Here is a 16,713-nt window from a genome sequence, read left to right as displayed (position 1 = left end):
GCAGCTCGCCGAACTGACGGGCAGGGCTTCCCGATGCCATCACGTGATCAGGCTGTAACCGCTCGTTCGACCAACGCCAGCGCCTGGCCCGGGAGTTCCCGGCGGTGCTCGGCGGCGCCGCTCAGCCAGTGGACGCGCGGGTCGCGGCGGAACCAGGAGTCCTGACGGCGCGCGAAGCGTTTGGTGGCGCGCACCGTCTCGCCGCGCGCCTCCTCCTCGGTGCACTCCCCGGCCAGCGCGGCGAGCACCTGCTGATAGCCGAGTGCCCGGGAGGCGGTGCGCCCCTCCCGCAGCCCCCGTCCCTCCAGCGCGCGCACCTCGTCGACCAGTCCCGCGTCCCACATCCGGTCGACCCTCAGGGCGATGCGCTCGTCGAGTTCGGGGCGGGCCACGTCGACGCCGATCTGGACGGTGTCGTAGACCGCATCGTTACCGGGGAGGTTGGCGGTGAAGGGCTTGCCTGTGATCTCGATGACTTCGAGGGCCCGGACGATGCGCCGCCCGTTGCTCGGCAGAATGGCGCGGCCCGCCTCCGGGTCGGCCGCGACGAGCCGGGCGTGCAGCGCGCCCGAGCCCCGTTCCGCGAGCTCCGCCTCCAGCGCGGCCCGGATGCCGGGGTCCGTACCGGGGAACTCCAGGGCGTCGATCGCGCCCTTCACGTAGAGCCCGGAGCCGCCGACCAGGACCGGGGTGCGGCCCTCGGCGAGCAGCCGGTCGATCTCGGTGCGGGCCAGCCGCTGGTACTCGGCGACGCTGGCGGCCTCGGTGACGTCCCAGATGTCCAGCAGCAGGTGCGGGACGGACCCGCGCTCCTCGATCGTCAGTTTCGCGGTGCCGATATCCATCCCCCGGTAGAGCTGCATGGAGTCGGCATTGACCACTTCGCCCCCGAGCTGCTGGGCGAGGAACACCCCCAGGTCGGACTTTCCGGCTGCGGTGGGACCGACGACGGCGATGACCCGCGGTGCGGGAGCTGGGCTTCTCACTGGCACAGTCTCGCAAACCCGGAGGCCCGTTCCCGAACGGCGGACGCGGCGGCGGGGACAGCGACGCGTCCGGACGGCCCGTCAAGTAAAATAACCAGCACATATGGGCGTTTTCTCATGGTTCGGGGAGTGTGCGGCAGCACGGTGGGTACCCGGGCCTCAGAGAAGGCGCGCACGCACTCCCCCAGCAGAGAAGGTGTCCGATGGGCTTCATGGACAATTTGAAGGCGAAGCTGAGCCCGGCGAAGGACAAGGTCAGCGACCTCGCGCAGCAGCACGGGGGCAAGATCGACCAGGGGCTCGACAAGGCCGCGCGGACGGTGGACGAGAAGACCAAGGGCAAGTACAGCGACAAGATCGTGTCCGGTACCCAGAAGGCCAAGGACGCGGTGGAGAAGCTGTCCCACAAGGACGGGGGCACCACCCCGCCCGCTTCCTGACCCCGGTCCGGCAGGACACCGTGACGGCCGCGGAGCGCGCAGCTCCGCGGCCGTCGTGTGTCGGGTGTCGTGGACGGGAGACCGCGGGCCGGCCGGGTCTCGTCGCGGCCCCGGCACCCCGCCGGGGCGCCGGGGGTCAGGACCAGGCGGCGACCAGGTAGCCCACGCCGTACGGCGCGTCGTCGTACAGCAGGCGGCCGTCGAGTCCGGCACCCTGCGCGGCCCCCGCGAGCACCTGCCAGGGGGCGCGGCCGGCGGCCTTCAGTTCGCATGCCAACGCCTCGTCCAGCGCGATCAGCGCACCGGTGTCCGCCGCCCCCAGGGCCCGCGCGGCCGCCGCGTCGAACTCGGTGGCGCGCTCGTCCAGATAGCCCGGGGCCTTGAGCGTGCGGCAGGCACTGCCGTCACCCATCACCAGCAGCGCCACCCTGTCCGCCCGCGCGGCCAGCGCCCGCCCGGTGTCCGTGCAGCGTGCCGTCTCCAGCGGCTCCCCCACGCCCAGCGCCTCGACCGGCGCGTCCGCCCACCCGGTACGGGCCAGCAGCCAGGCACCGACGGCGAGCGACGCCGGGAGCGGCCGGTCGGCGACCGGGTCCAGGTCCCGCCCGAGCCGTACCCGGAGATCGACGCCGAACTCCTTGAAGGAGCCCGTGGCGCCTTCGGGATGGGGCCCGCGGCCCGCGAGGTCCGCCGGGCCGATCACGATCAGCAGATCCGGCCGGGAGGCGGCCAGCACACCCAGCGCGTCGGTGCACGCGGTCCGCGCGGCGTCGAGCTCGGGCGCGGCACCGGCGGCGACGTCGGGAACCAGCAGGGGCGGACAGGGGCAGACAGCGGCGGCGACAAGCATGGTGGGCAGCGTACTGGCTGGGCGCCGCCCGGCCGTCGGCCGCAGCCGCCCGCCACCGCTGTCAGTCGCAGCCGCAGCCCGGGGCCGAGGCGGCGGGCAGCGGTGCCGGGGCGCCGATGCCGGGCAGGCCCAGCATCACGCCGGCGGGCTTGGCGGCGGAGGCGGCGTTGCGCTTCTCCCAGGCGTCGCCCGACCGGGTCCGCCGGACCCCGACGGGTGCGCCCTCCGCGAGCAGGTGGTGCGGGGCCGCGTAGCTGATCTCGACGGTCACCACGTCGCCGGGCCGTACGTCCTGGTCCGGCTTGGTGAAGTGCACGAGGCGGTTGTCGGGGGCGCGGCCGGACAGGCGGTGTGTCGCACCGTCCTTGCGGCCCTCGCCCTCCGCGACCATGACGTCCAGCGTGCGGCCGACCTGCTTCTTGTTCTCCGACCAGGAGATCTCCTCCTGGAGGACGGACAGGCGCATGTACCGCTCCTGGACGACCTCCTTGGGGATCTGGCCCTCCATGTCGGCGGCCGGGGTGCCGGGGCGCTTGGAGTACTGGAAGGTGAACGCGTTGGCGAAGCGCGCCTCCCGTACGGCGTGCATCGTCTGCTGGAAGTCCTCCTCGGTCTCACCGGGGAAGCCGACGATGATGTCGGTGGAGATCGCGGCGTCGGGCATCGCGGCGCGCACCTTGTCGATGATGCCGAGGAAGCGTTCCTGCCGGTACGAGCGGCGCATCGCCTTCAGGACCGTGTCCGAGCCGGACTGCATCGGCATGTGCAGCTGCGGCATCACGTTCGGCGTCTCGGCCATCGCGGCGATCACGTCGTCGGTGAAGTCGCGCGGGTGCGGCGAGGTGAAGCGGACCCGCTCCAGGCCCTCGATCCGCCCGCAGGCGCGCAGCAGCTTCGAGAACGCCTCGCGGTCGCCGATGTCGGAGCCGTAGGCGTTCACGTTCTGGCCGAGCAGGGTGATCTCGGAGACGCCCTCCGCGACCAGGGCCTCGATCTCGGCCAGGATGTCGCCGGTCCGGCGGTCCTTCTCCTTGCCGCGCAGCGCCGGGACGATGCAGAAGGTGCAGGTGTTGTTGCAGCCGACGGAGATGGAGACCCAGGCCGCGTAGGCGGACTCACGGCGGGTGGGCAGCGTCGAGGGGAACGCCTCCAGGGACTCGGCGATCTCGATCTGCGCCTCCTCCTGGATACGGGCACGCTCCAGCAGCACGGGCAGCTTGCCGATGTTGTGCGTACCGAAGACGACGTCGACCCAGGGGGCGCGCGCGACGATGGTGTCGCGGTCCTTCTGCGCGAGGCAGCCGCCGACCGCGATCTGCATCCCGGGGCGCTTCGTCTTCATCGGGGCGAGCCGGCCGAGGTTGCCGTAGAGCTTGTTGTCGGCGTTCTCCCGCACCGCGCAGGTGTTGAAGACGACGACGTCGGCATCCCCGTCGGAGCCCTCGGGGGCCCGTACGTAGCCGGCGTCCTCAAGCAGCCCCGACAGCCGCTCGGAGTCGTGGACGTTCATCTGGCACCCGTAGGTACGCACCTCGTAGCTTTTTCTGACGTCCACTGCTTCGCTCCGGTTGCCGCTGCTCATGCGACAAGGGTAGGCGCTGCCCGGACACCTCCCGTCGCGGGCGGTTTCCGGATGGTTCCCGGACGGCTCCCGCACGGATCTCCCGGCCGCCGCGACGGCCGGAGATCCACCGGCACCCCTGGCCATGGCCGGGAATGACCTGGCAGGATCGCCGCCATGCTCCCGGCGGCACTGTCCCGAATCGGCCGGCGTCGCTCCCTGCGGGCGGGCGCCGCCCTCGTCGTCGTGCTCGGGCTGCTCCTGTGGTGGCTGCTCCCGCTCGGGGACCCCGCACCGACCGGGAGCCTGTCGTTCAGCACCGGCGTGCGCAGCGGCGTCTACCAGCGCTACGGGGAGCGGCTGAAGGGCGCGCTGGCCAAGGATCTGCCCGATGTGTCGATAGAGCTGCAGACCAGCGAGGGATCTCAGCAGAACCTCGCCAGGGTGGCGACCGGTAAGGCCGACTTCACGATCGCGACCACGGACGCCGTGGCCACGTACCTGCGGGACGGGAAACCGGGCGCCGAGCGGCTGCGTGGCTGTGTCCGGCTGTACGACGATTACGTGCAGCTGGTCGTGGCCCGGGGCTCGGACATCCGGAAGGCCTCTGACCTGCGCGGCAAGAAGGTCGCGGTCGGGCAGCCGGGGTCGGGGGTGCGTCTGGTCGCCGATCGGCTGATCACCGCCGCGGGTCTGGACCCCGTCAACGACGTCTCGGCGATACCGGCCGGCATCGACACCGTCCCCAAGCTGCTGGAGGACGGCAAAATCGACGCGTTCTTCTGGTCCGGCGGGCTGCCGACCACCGCGGTGGCGGATCTCTCGGACCGGCTCGCGATCCGGCTGGTCCCGCTTGAGGACAAGCTGATCAAGCAGCTCCAGGCGGCCGGCGGCTCCACCCGCTACTACCGCTCGGCCGTGATGCCCGCCGACGCCTACCGCAACGCGCAGCAGGGCCAGGCCGTGCCCACCGTGGCGGTCGCCAACGTGCTGGTGACCACCGACCGTACGGACGCGGCGATGACCGAGGCCTTCACCCGGACCGTGATCGACAGCCGGGACCGGATCGGGCGCGAGGTGCACGCCGCGCAGCTGGTGGACCTGCGGACCGCGATCTACACCGATCCGCTGCCGCTGCACGAAGGGGCCAGGCGCTACTACCGCTCGGTGAAGCCCTGAGCGGCCTGCTCCACCGCCCTGCCGAACCTTGCGCGCAGGGTCCGGCCGGACCGGATCAGCCGTGCGGGGCGTTGCGGGGCACGGACACCGTCACCCGCAGGCCGTGCGGTTCGTGGCGTTCGTAGGCGATGGTGCCCCGGCCGGCGGCCAGGAGCGCCTTCGAGATGGAGAGGCCGAGGCCCGATCCCCGTACGTTCTGGTGCTGGGAGCTGCGCCAGAAGCGGTCTCCGACGCGCTCCAGCTCCTGCTCGGTGAGGCCGGGCCCCCGGTCCGCGACGACGACCGTGACGCTTTCGCCGCCGGAGGCGACCGTGACCCGGACCTCCTCGTCGGCGGGCGTGAACTTGAGCGCGTTGTCGATGATGGCGTCGAGTGCGCTGGACAGGGCGATGGGGTCCGTCCAGGCGGTGACGGCGGGGGTGCCGTCCGCCCGGAGCCGTACGCCCTTCTCCTCGGCCACCGGCCGCCAGGACATGACGCGTTCGGCGGTGAGGGCGCCGATGTCGGTGAGCTGGAGATCGGCCGCCGCGTGTTCGGCCAGGGCCAGGTCGAGGAGATCGTCGAGGACCTGGCCGAGCCGCTTTCCCTCGGTGCGCACGGAGGCGATCTCCTCGTTGCCCTCCGGAAGTTCGAGGGCGAGCAGCTCGATCCGCAGCAGCAGCGCGGCCAGCGGATTGCGCAACTGGTGCGAGGCGTCCGCCACGAAGGCGCGCTGCTGTTCCAGCACGTCCTCGACGTTGTCGGCCATCTCGTTGAACGAGCGGGCCAGCCGCCTGAGTTCCGGCGGCCCTCCGGAGGCCGCCACCCGGGATCGCATCCGGCCGCTGGCGATGTCGTGGGCGGCCACGTCCAGGGTCCGCACCGGGAGCAGGACCCAGCCGGTGAGCCGGATCGCCGCGCCGACGGCCACCAGCATCGCGACCGCCTCGCCCGCCGCGATCAGCAGCCAGCCGCGCAGGGTGTCGGAACGCATCTGCGCGGTGGGCGAGTCGATGACGACGACGGCCACCACGTCACCGTCGCGCACGACGGGCGAGGCGACGACCACCCGGCCGTCCTGCCAGGGCCAGACCTGCGGCGGATCGTGGCTGCGACGGCCGAGCAGCGCCTCGTTGAACGCCTCACGGCCCTCCCCCTCGACGGGCAGCCGCCAGGTCGCCGGGGCCTTCGCCATCGCTGAGTCGTCACGGTAGAAGACCCCCGCCCGGATGCCGTAGACCGAGTCGTACGTCTCCAGTTCGGTCTGGAGGGTGCGCTGCCGCTCGTCGTAGCCGTGGGTGCGTTCGGTGATGAACTGGGCGAGTGCGGCGAAGCGTGCCGTGTCGTCGATGCGGTCGATGACGACGCCCTGCTGCTGGGCGGCGGCCACACTGACGGCCAGCGGGAAGCCCAGTGCGAGCAGGACACTCGCCATGAGGACGATGAGCAGCGGAAGCAGCCTGGTGCGCACCGGAGACGTACGCCTCTACGCGGACGGGGCGACGAGGCGGTAGCCGACCCCGCGCACCGTCTCGATCAGTGCGGGCAGGCGCAGCTTGGCGCGCAGGGATGCGACGTGCACCTCGAGCGTGCGCCCCGTCCCCTCCCAGCTCGTGCGCCAGACCTCGCTGATGATCTGCTCCCGGCGGAACACCACCCCGGGCCGCTGGGCGAGGAGCGCGAGCAGGTCGAACTCCTTGCGGGTGAGCTGGACTTCGCTGCCGTCGACGCTGACCCGCCGGGTGGGCAGCTCGATGTGCACATGCCCCAGGCGCAGCGCGGCGACGGGCGTGGGCCCGGTGTCCTCGGCGGCGGGCTTGCGCCGGCTGACGGCGTGGATACGGGCGAGGAGCTCGCCGGTGTCGTACGGCTTGGTCACGTAGTCGTCCGCGCCGAGGTTCAGCCCGTGGATGCGCGAGCGGACGTCGGCCCGCGCCGTCACCATGATCACCGGTACGGAGCTGCGCTTGCGGATCTTCCCGCACACCTCGTAGCCGTCCTGGTCGGGCAGCCCGAGATCGAGGAGCACGACGCCGAAGGGTTCCGCGTCCGTGGGGAGGAGCGCCTGGAGGGCCTCCTCGCCGCTGCGGGCGTGCACCACCTTGAAGCCGTGCCGGCCGAGGATGGCGGACAGGGCGGCGGCGACGTGGTTGTCGTCCTCGACGAGCAGCAGTCTCATGGGCCCCCTCTCCGGGGTCGCGGGTTCGGTGCGGTCGCGTACGCCCCTGGTCACTTCCCCGTATCGAGGCGTTTCACGTCGGGGTGTACCAAGGCATCCACTCCGATGACCGGTGCGCCAGTCAAGTGCCTGCCGGTTGCATCGATGTTTCCGTTATGCACCCGGTACGCCCGGACGGCCCGCGTGACGTCCCGTTCACGCGGAGTGTCCGGTTGCGGCCGGATCGTTATGCTCAATTTCCGCTCAGATGTAATGACGCTGGTCGCACTGCGTCACTAAGGTCCTTGCCAACCGAGGAGGACGGAGCAAAAAGCCGATGAGCGGAGTTTCAGTGACCAAGGGCGCCGAGGACGCTGCACCCGCGGCCGGCGGCGACCTGGTCGTGCTGAGCAACGTCAACAAGCACTTCGGCGCGCTGCATGTGCTCCAGGACATCGACCTGACGATCGCCTCCGGCGAGGTCGTGGTCGTCATCGGGCCTTCGGGGTCCGGGAAGTCCACGCTGTGCCGCACGATCAACCGCTTGGAGACGATCGACTCGGGCGCGATCACGATCGACGGGAAGCCCCTGCCCGAGGAGGGCAAGGAGCTGGCGCGGCTGCGTGCCGATGTCGGCATGGTCTTCCAGTCGTTCAATCTCTTCGCCCACAAGACGGTGCTCGAGAACGTGATGCTGGGCCAGGTCAAGGTCCGCAAGACGGAGAAGAAGGCGGCCGAGGACAAGGCGCGTTCGCTGCTGGACCGGGTGGGTGTCGGAACGCAGGCCGACAAGTACCCCTCACAGCTCTCCGGTGGCCAGCAGCAACGTGTGGCGATCGCACGGGCGTTGGCGATGGACCCCAAGGTCATGCTGTTCGACGAACCGACCTCCGCGCTCGACCCGGAGATGATCAACGAGGTGCTGGAGGTCATGCAGCAGCTCGCCCGCGAGGGAATGACCATGGTCGTCGTCACCCATGAGATGGGTTTCGCCCGTTCCGCGGCGAACCGGGTCATCTTCATGGCGGACGGAAAGATCGTCGAAGAGGCCGTGCCCGACCAGTTCTTCAGCAACCCGCGCAGTGACCGGGCCAAGGACTTCCTGTCGAAGATCCTTCACCACTGATGGAGCCTTCAGCGCCGGTTTCCGGGCCGGCTGATCACGCACATCGCGTCAACTCTAGGGAATTTCACCATGCAGCTTCGTAAGGTCACCGCCGCCTCGGCCGCCGTGCTCGCCCTCGCCATGGCCGCCACCGCCTGTGGCTCCGACAAGAAGGACGACGAGTCCGGTTCGGGCGGCGGCAAGAAGATCACCATCGGTATCAAGATCGACCAGCCGGGTATCGGACTGAAGACCCCGGACGGCAAGTTCACGGGCTTCGACGTCGATGTCGCCACGTACGTCGCCAAGGAACTCGGCTACGACGCGAAGAACATCGAGTTCAAGGAGACCAAGAGCGCCGACCGCGAGACGTCGATCGACCGCGGTGACGTGAAGTTCATCGCCGCCTCGTACTCGATCAACGACGAGCGGCTGAAGAAGGTCGACTTCGCGGGTCCGTACCTCCTCGCCCACCAGGACATCCTGGTCCGCGCGGACGACAGCACCATCAAGTCGCCCAAGGACCTGAACAACAAGAAGCTGTGTTCCGTCGCCGGCTCGACCTCGGCGCAGAACGTCCACGACACGCTGGCCCCGAAGGCTCAGCTCCAGGAGTACGGCGGCTACTCGGAGTGCCTGACCGGCCTGGAGAACAAGGCCGTTGACGCGCTGACCACGGACGACAGCATCCTGGCCGGCTACGCCTCGCAGGACGCCAACAAGGGCAAGTTCAAGCTGGCCGGCTTCAAGATGACCAACGAGAACTACGGCATCGGCCTGAAGAAGGGCGACGCCGACCTGAAGAAGAAGATCAACGACGCGCTGACCAAGATGGTCTCGGACGGTTCGTGGGAGAAGGCCGTGAAGGCCAACTTCGGCCCGGCGAACTACAAGAACGAGCCCGCCCCCAAGATCGGCAACGTCGTCAAGTGAAGCAGGGCTGACCGGGCGCGCCGCCACTGACGGCGGCGCGCCGTGCCCTCCTACACGCGGAAGCGCGGGAGATCGTGTTCGACTTTCTTGATGGTTACGACCTGCTTGGGGCGTTCTGGACAACGGTGCAGCTCACCGTCTACTCCGCCCTCGGCTCCCTCATATGGGGAACGCTGTTGGCCGGCATGAAGGTCAGCCCGGTCCCCCTGATGCGCGGTTTCGCGACCGGCTATGTGAACGTGATCCGGAACATTCCGTTGACCGTGATCATTCTCTTCTCCTCGCTGGGCCTCTTCCAGACACTCGGCACCAGTCTGGGAGCCAGCGACTTCAAGGACATCAACTTCCGGCTCGCGGTGCTGTCCCTGAGCCTCTACACGGCCGCCTTCGTGTGCGAAGCACTGCGGTCCGGCATCAACACGGTGCCGGTCGGCCAGGCCGAGGCGGCACGCGCTCTCGGTCTGAGCTTCACCCAGGTACTGCGGCTGGTCATCCTTCCGCAGGCATTCCGGTCGGTCGTGAATCCGCTCTCCAACGTGCTGATCGCGCTGACGAAGAACACCACCATCGCCTCGGCGATCGGTGTCGCGGAGGCCTCGTACCTGATGAAGAGCATGATCGAGAACGAGGCCCAGCTGATCTCGATCGCGGCCGTCTTCGCTTTCGGCTTCGTCGTCCTGACCCTCCCGACCGGCCTCATCCTCGGCTGGGTGAGCAAGAAGGTGGCGGTGAAGCGATGAGCTCCGTCCTCTACGACGCCCAGGGGCCACGCGCCAAGCGGCGCAACATCCTCTACACCGTCCTGTTCGTGCTCGTCGCCGCGGCCGTGGTGTGGTGGGTGTACGACGGTCTCGCCTCCAAGCACCAGCTCGACTGGATCAAGTGGAAGCCGTTCTTCACCAGCTCCCAGCCGTGGCAGACGTACATATGGCCGGGCTTCCAGAACACGATCAAGGCGGCGTTCTTCGCCCTGATCATCGCGCTGCCACTGGGTGCGCTGTTCGGGATCGGCCGGCTCTCGGACCACCGGTGGATGCGGGCGCCGTCCGGCGTGGTCGTGGAGTTCTTCCGCGCCATCCCGGTACTGATCCTGATGATCATCGCGAACCAGGTGTACTCCGAGTACACCGACATCGACACGGAGACCCGCCCGCTGTACGCGGTGGTCACCGGTCTGGTGCTCTACAACGCATCGGTGCTCGCCGAAATCGTGCGGGCCGGCATCCTGACGCTCCCCTCGGGGCAGACGGACGCGGCCAAGGCGATCGGCATGCGCAAGGGCCAGACCATGGTCTTCGTTCTGGTGCCGCAGGCGGTCACGGCCATGCTGCCCGCGATCGTCAGCCAGATCGTGGTGATCGTGAAGGACACCGCCCTCGGTGGCGCGGTGCTCACCTTCCCCGAGCTGCTCGCCTCGGCCCGGCCGATGGCCGCGAACTACGGTGCGAACACCATCGCGTGTTTCACGATCATCGCGGTGATCTACATCGCGCTGAACTTCACCCTCACCTCGTTCGCGAGCTGGCTGGAGCAGCGGCTCCGGCGCGCGAAGAAGAGCACGGGCGCGGTCGTGGGCACCGGCCCGGGGGGCGACCTGGAGACGATCGGTGCGCCGTCGCTCAACGTTGATGACGGACACGCTGCCTGACGGCTGATCAACAGAGGTCCCCGAGGGGCGGGGGGGGGGGGGGCCCCCCCCCCCCCCCCCGGCCCCCCGCCCCCCCCCCCCGCCCCCCCCGCGGGGGGGGGGCGGGCGGGGGTAGGGCCCCCCCCCCCCCCCCCCCCCCCCGCACCGCCCACGTGGGGGGGGGGGGGGGGGGGGGGGGGGGGGGCCGGGGGGGCCCCCCCCCCCCCCGGGGGGGCCCGGGGGGGGGGGGGGCCCCCCCCCCCCCCCCCCCTCGCCGCGTTCCGGCGTCACTTGACGCAAGCACCGGCAGTAGGTTGCATACGTTCTGTGATCGCGCCCCGAGCCCCCTACGCCGCCGCATCTCCGTCGCCGCCGTCCCCGACCTCCGGGGCCGCCCCGGCCCGCCCGCTCCGCCCGTGCGCCGCCACGCGTCCGACCGCACACGTTCCGGGGGCCGCGCCGTGGACCCGGTGATCATCGTCGGTGCCGGGCCGGTCGGCCTGGTGCTGTCGCTCGCCCTCGCCGCGCAGGGAGTGCCTTCCGTGCTCCTCGACGAGGACCCCGGCAAGGAGGAGACGCGGCCTGCCCGCACGGTGGTGCTCCGCGAGGACACCGCGGCCCTGCTGGAACGGCTCGGCTGCAAGACGCTCCAGGACGAGGGCCTGCGCTGGTCCGGCTGGCGGTCCCTGCGGCGCAAGCAGCTGGTACGTGAACTGCCGCTCGGTGAGGGCACGCCGTCCGGGGATCCGCCGGCCGCCCCGGTCCATGTCCCGCAGCACGCCCTGGTGCGCGGACTGCGGGACGCGGTGGCCTCGCAGAGCCTCGTACGGACGGCACGGCACAGCCGCGTCGACACGCTGGAGCAGGACCCGGCCGGGGTCACCGTGCACACCAGGGAGCCCGGTTCGACCTGGTGGCGCGGGAGTTACCTGGTCGGCTGCGACGGGGCGCGGTCCACCGTGCGCAAGCTCCTCGACATCCGCTTCCCGGGGCGTACGGCGGTGGAGCGGCATGCCGTCGCCGCCCTGCGCACCGAACTGCCCTGGCCGGGCGAGGCCGTGCTGCACCGGCTGCCGCCGTGGCGCTCGGGCGGCGCCGAGGTGACCGCGCGGCCGTTGCCGGACGACGTCTGGCGGCTGGACTGGCTGCTGCCGCCACGTGGCGAGCTCGTCACGCCCGACGTCCTGGTCGCCCGGGTCCGGGACACCCTGGCGGGCTGGTGCGGCGAGACACCCCCGTACGAGCTGCTGGACACCGGCGTCTACACGCTGCACCACCGGCTCGCCCGGCGTTGGCGGGTGAAGCGGGCCTTCCTCGCCGGGGACGCCGCACATCTGCTGGGCGCGCTCGGCACCCAGGGGCTGGACGAGGGGCTGCGGGACGCCGAGAACCTCGCCTGGAAGCTGGCGCTGGCCTGGCACCACGGCGCGTCCGACGTGCTCCTCGACAGCTACCAGGCCGAGCGCCGGGCCGCGGTCGCCGCACGGCTGCGCGCCGCCGACCAGTCGCTGCCGATACTGCGGGGCGGCGGAGGGCTGCGGACCCTGGTCCCGGGGAGCGCACGGGGGCACGATTCGCTGCTCACCGACGGGCATCTGGGCGGCGGCCCCCTGGGTGCGCCCCCTTCCTACGCGCTGTCCCCCCTTGCGCCCCCGCGCGCCGAGGCGCATGCGTCCGTGGGTACGCCCCCCGGTGCGCCGGTGGCCGATGTGCGGGTGACGGCTCCGGACGGCACCCGTGTGCGGCTCCGCGAACGGCTGGGGCAGGGGCGGCTACTGGTCGTCCTGGTGGCCCCCGGTACTGGAGTATGGGACCGGCGGCACTGGATGGGGGCCGGAGTGATGCCCCGGCTCGTCGAGGCGGTGGACGCCCTGCCGGTGAAGGGTGAGCTGCTGGTGGCGGAGAGCTATCCGGGGGCGTCCGCGCACACCGTCCTGCTGGTCAGGCCGGACGGTCACCTGGCGGAGTCGTTCAGCGGGGTACGGCCCGCGGAGCTCCGCGCGGCGGCCGATGCGGCGCGCGGCGGTGCGGCCCGCACGTCCGAACGCTCCGACCGCACCGCAGACATCAATTGACCCCCGCGGGCGCACATGGTCTACTCCGGAACATGACCGACACCGATGTGCGCCTGTGGCGGAGGGTCCATATGGACCTGCTCCGCTATGCGGGCTGCGTGTGTCGCCCGTCCTGCTGAATCGCCTTCTTCTGCTCCGCCGTGCGTCATGACGTATGGCAGGACATCCACGCGAACTCTCAGGACGGCCCATTGTGTCTGTTTCTCCTGTCCCCGTGCCCGCAACTCCCGCCTCCGAGCTCCCGGTTTCCGTACGCACTCCGGCCTCCGGCCCGACGGCTGCGGAACTGCTCGACTTCGTCCGCCGCACCGCCGCGGACGCCGCCCTCATCGCCTCGCTCCCTCTGGACCCCGAGGGCCGCACCTGGATCCGGCTCGACGGACCGGGCGGCAGTGAGGCCTGGCTGATCGGCTGGCCGCCCGGTACCGGCACCGGCTGGCACGACCACGCCGACTCGATCGGCGCCTTCCTCTCCGCGAGCGGCACGCTCAAGGAACACTCGCTCGCGGCACGGCTGCCGACGGACGGGTGGAAGACCCTCGAACTGACCGAGGACATCGACCGGTCGAGGGAGCTGACTGCGGGTCAGGGCAGGGCGTTCGGCAGGCACCATGTGCACGAGGTGCTGAACGAGTCCACCGCCGAACACGCCGTCTCCGTCCACGCGTACTACCCGCCGCTTCCGCAGATCCGGCGCTACAGCCGCACGGGCGCGGTACTCCGCCTCGAACAGACCGAAAGCCCGGAGGACTGGCAGTGAGCCATACACCGCACGAAGCCACGGGAGCACACGGCACACAGCCGGACAGTACGCAGCGGGTGGGGATCGACGAGCTGCTGGAACGGGTCAGGTCCGGATACGAGCGGCTCGGGCCCGAGGAGGCCCGCGCGGCGGCCGCCGGCGGGGCCCTGCTCGTCGACATCCGCTACGCGGAGCTGCGCGCGCGGGACGGGCTGATCCCGGGGGCGCTGGTCGTCGAGCGCAACGAGCTGGAGTGGCGGCTGGACCCGCAGGGGAGCCACCGCGCGGCGGAGGCGGTGAGCCACGGACTGCAGGTCGTGGTGATCTGTAACGAGGGCTACGCGTCGAGCCTCGCCGTCGAGTCCCTGCACCGGCTCGGGCTGTACCGGGCAACCGATCTGGCCGGCGGCTTCCAGGCCTGGCGCGCGGCGGGGCTCCCGGTCGACGTGTGACCGGGAGCCCCGCCCGGGGCGCCGGAACTGGGTGGGTCCGCCCCCGGTCACTGACCCGCCGTGACCGCCTCCACCGGGCGGGCCTTCAGCGCGATGCGGCCCGGCAGTGCCGTGGCGGTCAGGGCCAGCAGCGCCGCGGCGCCCACCACTGTCGCGTACACCAGCGGCAGAACGGCGGGCGCCGCACTGCCCGTCATGCCGATGCTGAACGCGGTCAGCACGGCGAGCGCGATCCCGGAACCGAGAACGGCGGCGATCAGCAGCACCGACAGGGTCTCGATACGGAGCATCCGCAGCACCTGGCGGCGCGTCGCCCCGGCCAGCCGGAGCAGCGCGAACTCCTTGAGCCGCTCGGACACCGACATGGCGAGCGTGTTGACCACCGCGATGGCGGTGAAGGCCAGGACGAGACCCATGGCGAGGTAGTTGACCTCGGCGTTGCTCTGCTGCCGGTCCGCCTGGAGCCGGTCGGCGGCCGTCGGGGCCAGCACCGCGATTCCGGGGAACTTCTTTACGGATGCTGTCAGTTCGCTGCGGGAGGGGTCTCCGGAGACCAGGACGGTGGCGGCCAGGGGGTTGTCCATGTGCTGGGCGACCAGGTCGTGCGGCAGCGTCAGATCACCGAATCCCAGGCCTCGTTGGTAGACGGCGGCGACGGTGAGGGCGACGGGCGTTCCGTCGCCGAGGTGCAGGTCCAGCTTGCTGCCGGTGTGGAGGCCGAGCCGGTCGGCGGCGAGTTCGCTGATCGCCGCGGCGCGCGGATCCGCGGTGAACGCGGCGATCGAACCGCTTGTCACCCCGGGGTCCCAGGTGCGGGCGAGTCCGGCCGAGGTGACGCCCTGGGCCGGGTACTTGTCGAGCCCGACCCGGACCGTGGTCCGGACGACCTCCGTGGCTGCGGTGACACCGGGCGTCGCGCGCACCGCGTCGACGGCGGCGGCCGGGACACCGGAGCCCTGCGCGCCCAGCACCCAGGTCGCGCGGGTGCCCTCCCGGGCCTGGGCCAGGGCGGCGTCCCCGAGCGTCGGCTGGATGAACAGCACCGTGCACGTCATGCCGATGAGCAGGGTGAGCGGGGTGACGACGGAGGCCATCCGGGTGGAGTTCCCGCGGATGTTCGCGTTGGCCAGCTTCCCGATGGGCCCGGCAGGCCGGAGCACCAGCCCCAGCACGACGGAGGCCGCCCGGACCAGGTGGGGACCCAGGAGCGAGACCGACGTGGCCAGCACCACCACGGCGAGGAAGGTGACGGGTGTCGAGGCGGCCTCGGTGCGCAGAATGCTCAGTACGGCGACCAGCACGCCGCCGCCGACGAGCAGGACCAGACCGGCGACGGTCCGCGCGCGGGCGGGGCGGGCGCGCTCGACCGCGGCTTCGGCCATGGCCTCGGCCGGCCGGAGCCGGGCGATGCGACGGCCCGAGATCCGGGCGGCGGCCCAGGCGCCGACGAGGGTGACGGCCAGCGCGGCACAGGCCGGGAAGATGCCCGCCGTACGCTCCAAGGTCGCCGGGATCGCCCCCATGTCGATGAATCGGCTCCGCAGCCACGCGGCGAGCGGCAGTCCCGCCAGCGCGCCCAGGACACCGGCGACGGCACCGACCACCAGCGCCTCACGGCCGAGCAGGCGGCGGATCTGCCGTGAGGTGGCGGCGATGGTGCGCAGCAGGGCCAGTTCACGGTGGCGTTGCTGGATGGAGAGCGCGAAGGTGCCGACGACGACGAGCACGGCGACCAGCAGCGAGGTGCCGCCCATGGCCGCCCCCATGGAGACGAGCTTGACCCGGGCGCCCGCCGCGTCCAGGAATTCGACCGGCCCCCGGTCGGCGCCTGTGGCGACCTGAGCTGTCGTTCCCTTGAGCGCCCGCGCGACCTGCTGCTTCAGCCGGCCGATGTCCGTGCCGGATGCGGGCAGTACCCCGAACGCGGTGACCTGGCCAGGCCGGGCCGCGAGGCGTTCGGCCTCCGCCGTGGAGAAGAACAGGGAGGTCTGTTCCCGCAGCCGGTCGCCGCCTTCCGGGGCCGCGACGCCGCTGACACGGTATGTGCGAGGGGCCCGGGTGGACTGCACGGTGAGCCGGTCACCGGTGGTCAGGCCCGCCCGCCGGGCGAGGCCACGGTCGATCACCACGTCGTCGGATGCCGCCGGGGCGCGGCCCGCGGTGAGGGCGAACGGGGTGAGCGGGGCGGAGCTCCAGGCGTGGCCGTAGGAGACGGGCCCGGCCGCTCCGTCGCCCCCGGGGAGGCCGAGCGGCCGGGCGAGGAAGGTCAGTTCGGGGACGACCGCGCGGACGCCTTCCAGTGCGCGCAGCCGGTCGCCGTCGCCTGCGGGAAGCCAGGCACGTTCGGCGACGGGCTTCGCCTTGTGCTTGACCTTGGTCTTTCCGTTGCCCTTGTGCTTGACGGTGGTCTGATGGACGTTCTGATCGGCGGAGACGACGAGCGGTGTCCCGGCATAACGCTCGGTGGCGATACGTCCGCGCAGGCCGGTCTCCAGCAGGGTGCCGCAGGCGGTGACGAGGGCGGCGGCGCACATGAGGGCCAGCAGCGCGCCGAGGAATCCCCCCTTGCGGTGTCCGATCGTCCGCAGTGCGTAGCGCAGCATCATGACGCGACCGTCTCTTTTCC

Annotated in this window: 16 protein-coding genes; 10 read left to right on the top strand and 6 right to left on the bottom strand. The window is 71.3% G+C overall.

From position 1 onward, the window contains the following. Nucleotides 1-47 precede the first annotated feature (47 nt). Nucleotides 48-986, bottom strand: coding sequence for a tRNA (adenosine(37)-N6)-dimethylallyltransferase MiaA (gene miaA, locus ACGFU6_RS08800; RefSeq protein ID WP_393609140.1), 939 nt, complete (start codon nucleotides 984-986; stop codon nucleotides 48-50). Between the two features lie 203 nt (nucleotides 987-1,189). On the opposite strand from miaA, the gene ACGFU6_RS08795 reads away from it, so the two are divergent. Beyond that, a complete protein-coding gene (locus tag ACGFU6_RS08795; RefSeq protein WP_390091898.1) occupies nucleotides 1,190-1,426 on the top strand; it encodes an antitoxin in 237 nt (78 codons plus the stop codon). Between the two features lie 136 nt (nucleotides 1,427-1,562). Here the strand turns inward: ACGFU6_RS08795 and ACGFU6_RS08790 are convergent, their stop codons facing one another. Together ACGFU6_RS08790 and miaB are read right to left on the bottom strand one after the other, a co-directional pair. Then, nucleotides 1,563-2,276 (bottom strand): class III extradiol dioxygenase subunit B-like domain-containing protein, encoded by a 714-nt coding sequence (locus ACGFU6_RS08790; protein ID WP_393609138.1) that lies wholly within the window; start codon nucleotides 2,274-2,276, stop codon nucleotides 1,563-1,565. A gap of 61 nt (nucleotides 2,277-2,337) precedes the next feature. After that, nucleotides 2,338-3,858 carry a tRNA (N6-isopentenyl adenosine(37)-C2)-methylthiotransferase MiaB gene (gene miaB, locus ACGFU6_RS08785; RefSeq protein WP_393609136.1) on the bottom strand — a complete coding sequence of 507 codons (1,521 nt, stop codon included), beginning with the start codon at nucleotides 3,856-3,858 and terminating at the stop codon, nucleotides 2,338-2,340. Nucleotides 3,859-4,014: 156 nt separating this feature from the next. Here miaB and ACGFU6_RS08780 point away from each other — a divergent pair, with 156 nt between their 5' ends. Then, nucleotides 4,015-5,016, top strand: a complete 1,002-nt coding sequence (locus tag ACGFU6_RS08780) for a TAXI family TRAP transporter solute-binding subunit (RefSeq protein WP_393609134.1) — start codon at nucleotides 4,015-4,017, stop codon at nucleotides 5,014-5,016. A gap of 55 nt (nucleotides 5,017-5,071) precedes the next feature. Here ACGFU6_RS08780 and ACGFU6_RS08775 read toward each other — a convergent pair whose 3' ends face one another. Together ACGFU6_RS08775 and ACGFU6_RS08770 are read right to left on the bottom strand one after the other, a co-directional pair. After that, nucleotides 5,072-6,466, bottom strand: coding sequence for an ATP-binding protein (locus ACGFU6_RS08775; protein ID WP_393609133.1), 1,395 nt, complete (start codon nucleotides 6,464-6,466; stop codon nucleotides 5,072-5,074). Between the two features lie 15 nt (nucleotides 6,467-6,481). Then, nucleotides 6,482-7,174, bottom strand: coding sequence for a response regulator transcription factor (locus ACGFU6_RS08770; RefSeq protein ID WP_390091893.1), 693 nt, complete (start codon nucleotides 7,172-7,174; stop codon nucleotides 6,482-6,484). A gap of 316 nt (nucleotides 7,175-7,490) precedes the next feature. Here ACGFU6_RS08770 and ACGFU6_RS08765 point away from each other — a divergent pair, with 316 nt between their 5' ends. The 8 genes from ACGFU6_RS08765 (at nucleotide 7,491) to ACGFU6_RS08730 (ending at nucleotide 14,087) form a co-directional block, all read left to right on the top strand. Beyond that, complete coding sequence (locus ACGFU6_RS08765) at nucleotides 7,491-8,279, top strand: amino acid ABC transporter ATP-binding protein (protein ID WP_123526919.1); 789 nt, start codon at nucleotides 7,491-7,493, stop codon at nucleotides 8,277-8,279. A 69-nt stretch (nucleotides 8,280-8,348) separates the two neighbouring features. Continuing rightward, entirely contained in the window at nucleotides 8,349-9,191 is an 843-nt protein-coding gene (locus tag ACGFU6_RS08760; protein WP_393609130.1) for a glutamate ABC transporter substrate-binding protein, read from the top strand. Between the two features lie 74 nt (nucleotides 9,192-9,265). Further along, nucleotides 9,266-9,931, top strand: coding sequence for an amino acid ABC transporter permease (locus tag ACGFU6_RS08755; RefSeq protein WP_393609128.1), 666 nt, complete (start codon nucleotides 9,266-9,268; stop codon nucleotides 9,929-9,931). Next, entirely contained in the window at nucleotides 9,928-10,839 is a 912-nt protein-coding gene (locus ACGFU6_RS08750) for an amino acid ABC transporter permease (protein ID WP_393609126.1), read from the top strand. Before ACGFU6_RS08755 ends, ACGFU6_RS08750 begins: the two co-directional genes overlap by 4 nt. A 440-nt stretch (nucleotides 10,840-11,279) precedes the next feature. Then, nucleotides 11,280-12,893, top strand: a complete 1,614-nt coding sequence (locus tag ACGFU6_RS08745) for an FAD-dependent monooxygenase (protein ID WP_393609124.1) — start codon at nucleotides 11,280-11,282, stop codon at nucleotides 12,891-12,893. Nucleotides 12,894-12,925: 32 nt separating this feature from the next. Further along, nucleotides 12,926-13,012 (top strand): putative leader peptide, encoded by an 87-nt coding sequence (locus ACGFU6_RS08740; protein ID WP_311307652.1) that lies wholly within the window; start codon nucleotides 12,926-12,928, stop codon nucleotides 13,010-13,012. Between the two features lie 35 nt (nucleotides 13,013-13,047). Then, nucleotides 13,048-13,653, top strand: a complete 606-nt coding sequence (locus ACGFU6_RS08735; RefSeq protein WP_393609122.1) for a cysteine dioxygenase — start codon at nucleotides 13,048-13,050, stop codon at nucleotides 13,651-13,653. After that, nucleotides 13,650-14,087: a rhodanese-like domain-containing protein gene (locus tag ACGFU6_RS08730; RefSeq protein WP_393609120.1), complete on the top strand. Its 438-nt coding sequence runs from the start codon at nucleotides 13,650-13,652 to the stop codon at nucleotides 14,085-14,087. The genes ACGFU6_RS08735 and ACGFU6_RS08730 overlap by 4 nt, the downstream gene beginning before the upstream one ends. Nucleotides 14,088-14,134: 47 nt before the next feature. On the opposite strand, the gene ACGFU6_RS08725 is transcribed toward ACGFU6_RS08730, so the two are convergent. Further along, on the bottom strand, nucleotides 14,135-16,693 hold the full coding sequence (locus tag ACGFU6_RS08725; RefSeq protein ID WP_393609119.1) for an FtsX-like permease family protein: 2,559 nt from the start codon (nucleotides 16,691-16,693) through the stop codon (nucleotides 14,135-14,137). Nucleotides 16,694-16,713 lie beyond the last annotated feature (20 nt).

The organism is Streptomyces sp. NPDC048462, assembly GCF_043200175.1.
GTDB lineage: Bacteria > Actinomycetota > Actinomycetes > Streptomycetales > Streptomycetaceae > Streptomyces.
The sequence above is the reverse complement of the archived record's forward strand: the minus strand, read 5'-3'. Positions and strand labels throughout refer to the sequence as shown.

Bases quoted from the DNA above. Each gene is read 5' to 3' on its own strand.
- ACGFU6_RS08725 (WP_393609119.1), bottom strand. From the start codon at position 16,693: ATGATGCTGCGCTACGCACTGCGGACGATCGGACACCGCAAGGGGGGA.
- ACGFU6_RS08750 (WP_393609126.1), top strand. From the start codon at position 9,928: ATGAGCTCCGTCCTCTACGACGCCCAGGGGCCACGCGCCAAGCGGCGC.
- ACGFU6_RS08780 (WP_393609134.1), top strand. From the start codon at position 4,015: ATGCTCCCGGCGGCACTGTCCCGAATCGGCCGGCGTCGCTCCCTGCGG.
- ACGFU6_RS08765 (WP_123526919.1), top strand. From the start codon at position 7,491: ATGAGCGGAGTTTCAGTGACCAAGGGCGCCGAGGACGCTGCACCCGCG.
- ACGFU6_RS08740 (WP_311307652.1), top strand. From the start codon at position 12,926: ATGACCGACACCGATGTGCGCCTGTGGCGGAGGGTCCATATGGACCTG.
- miaB (WP_393609136.1), bottom strand. From the start codon at position 3,858: ATGAGCAGCGGCAACCGGAGCGAAGCAGTGGACGTCAGAAAAAGCTAC.
- ACGFU6_RS08735 (WP_393609122.1), top strand. From the start codon at position 13,048: ATGGCAGGACATCCACGCGAACTCTCAGGACGGCCCATTGTGTCTGTT.
- ACGFU6_RS08795 (WP_390091898.1), top strand. From the start codon at position 1,190: ATGGGCTTCATGGACAATTTGAAGGCGAAGCTGAGCCCGGCGAAGGAC.
- ACGFU6_RS08790 (WP_393609138.1), bottom strand. From the start codon at position 2,276: ATGCTTGTCGCCGCCGCTGTCTGCCCCTGTCCGCCCCTGCTGGTTCCC.
- ACGFU6_RS08770 (WP_390091893.1), bottom strand. From the start codon at position 7,174: ATGAGACTGCTGCTCGTCGAGGACGACAACCACGTCGCCGCCGCCCTG.
- ACGFU6_RS08760 (WP_393609130.1), top strand. From the start codon at position 8,349: ATGCAGCTTCGTAAGGTCACCGCCGCCTCGGCCGCCGTGCTCGCCCTC.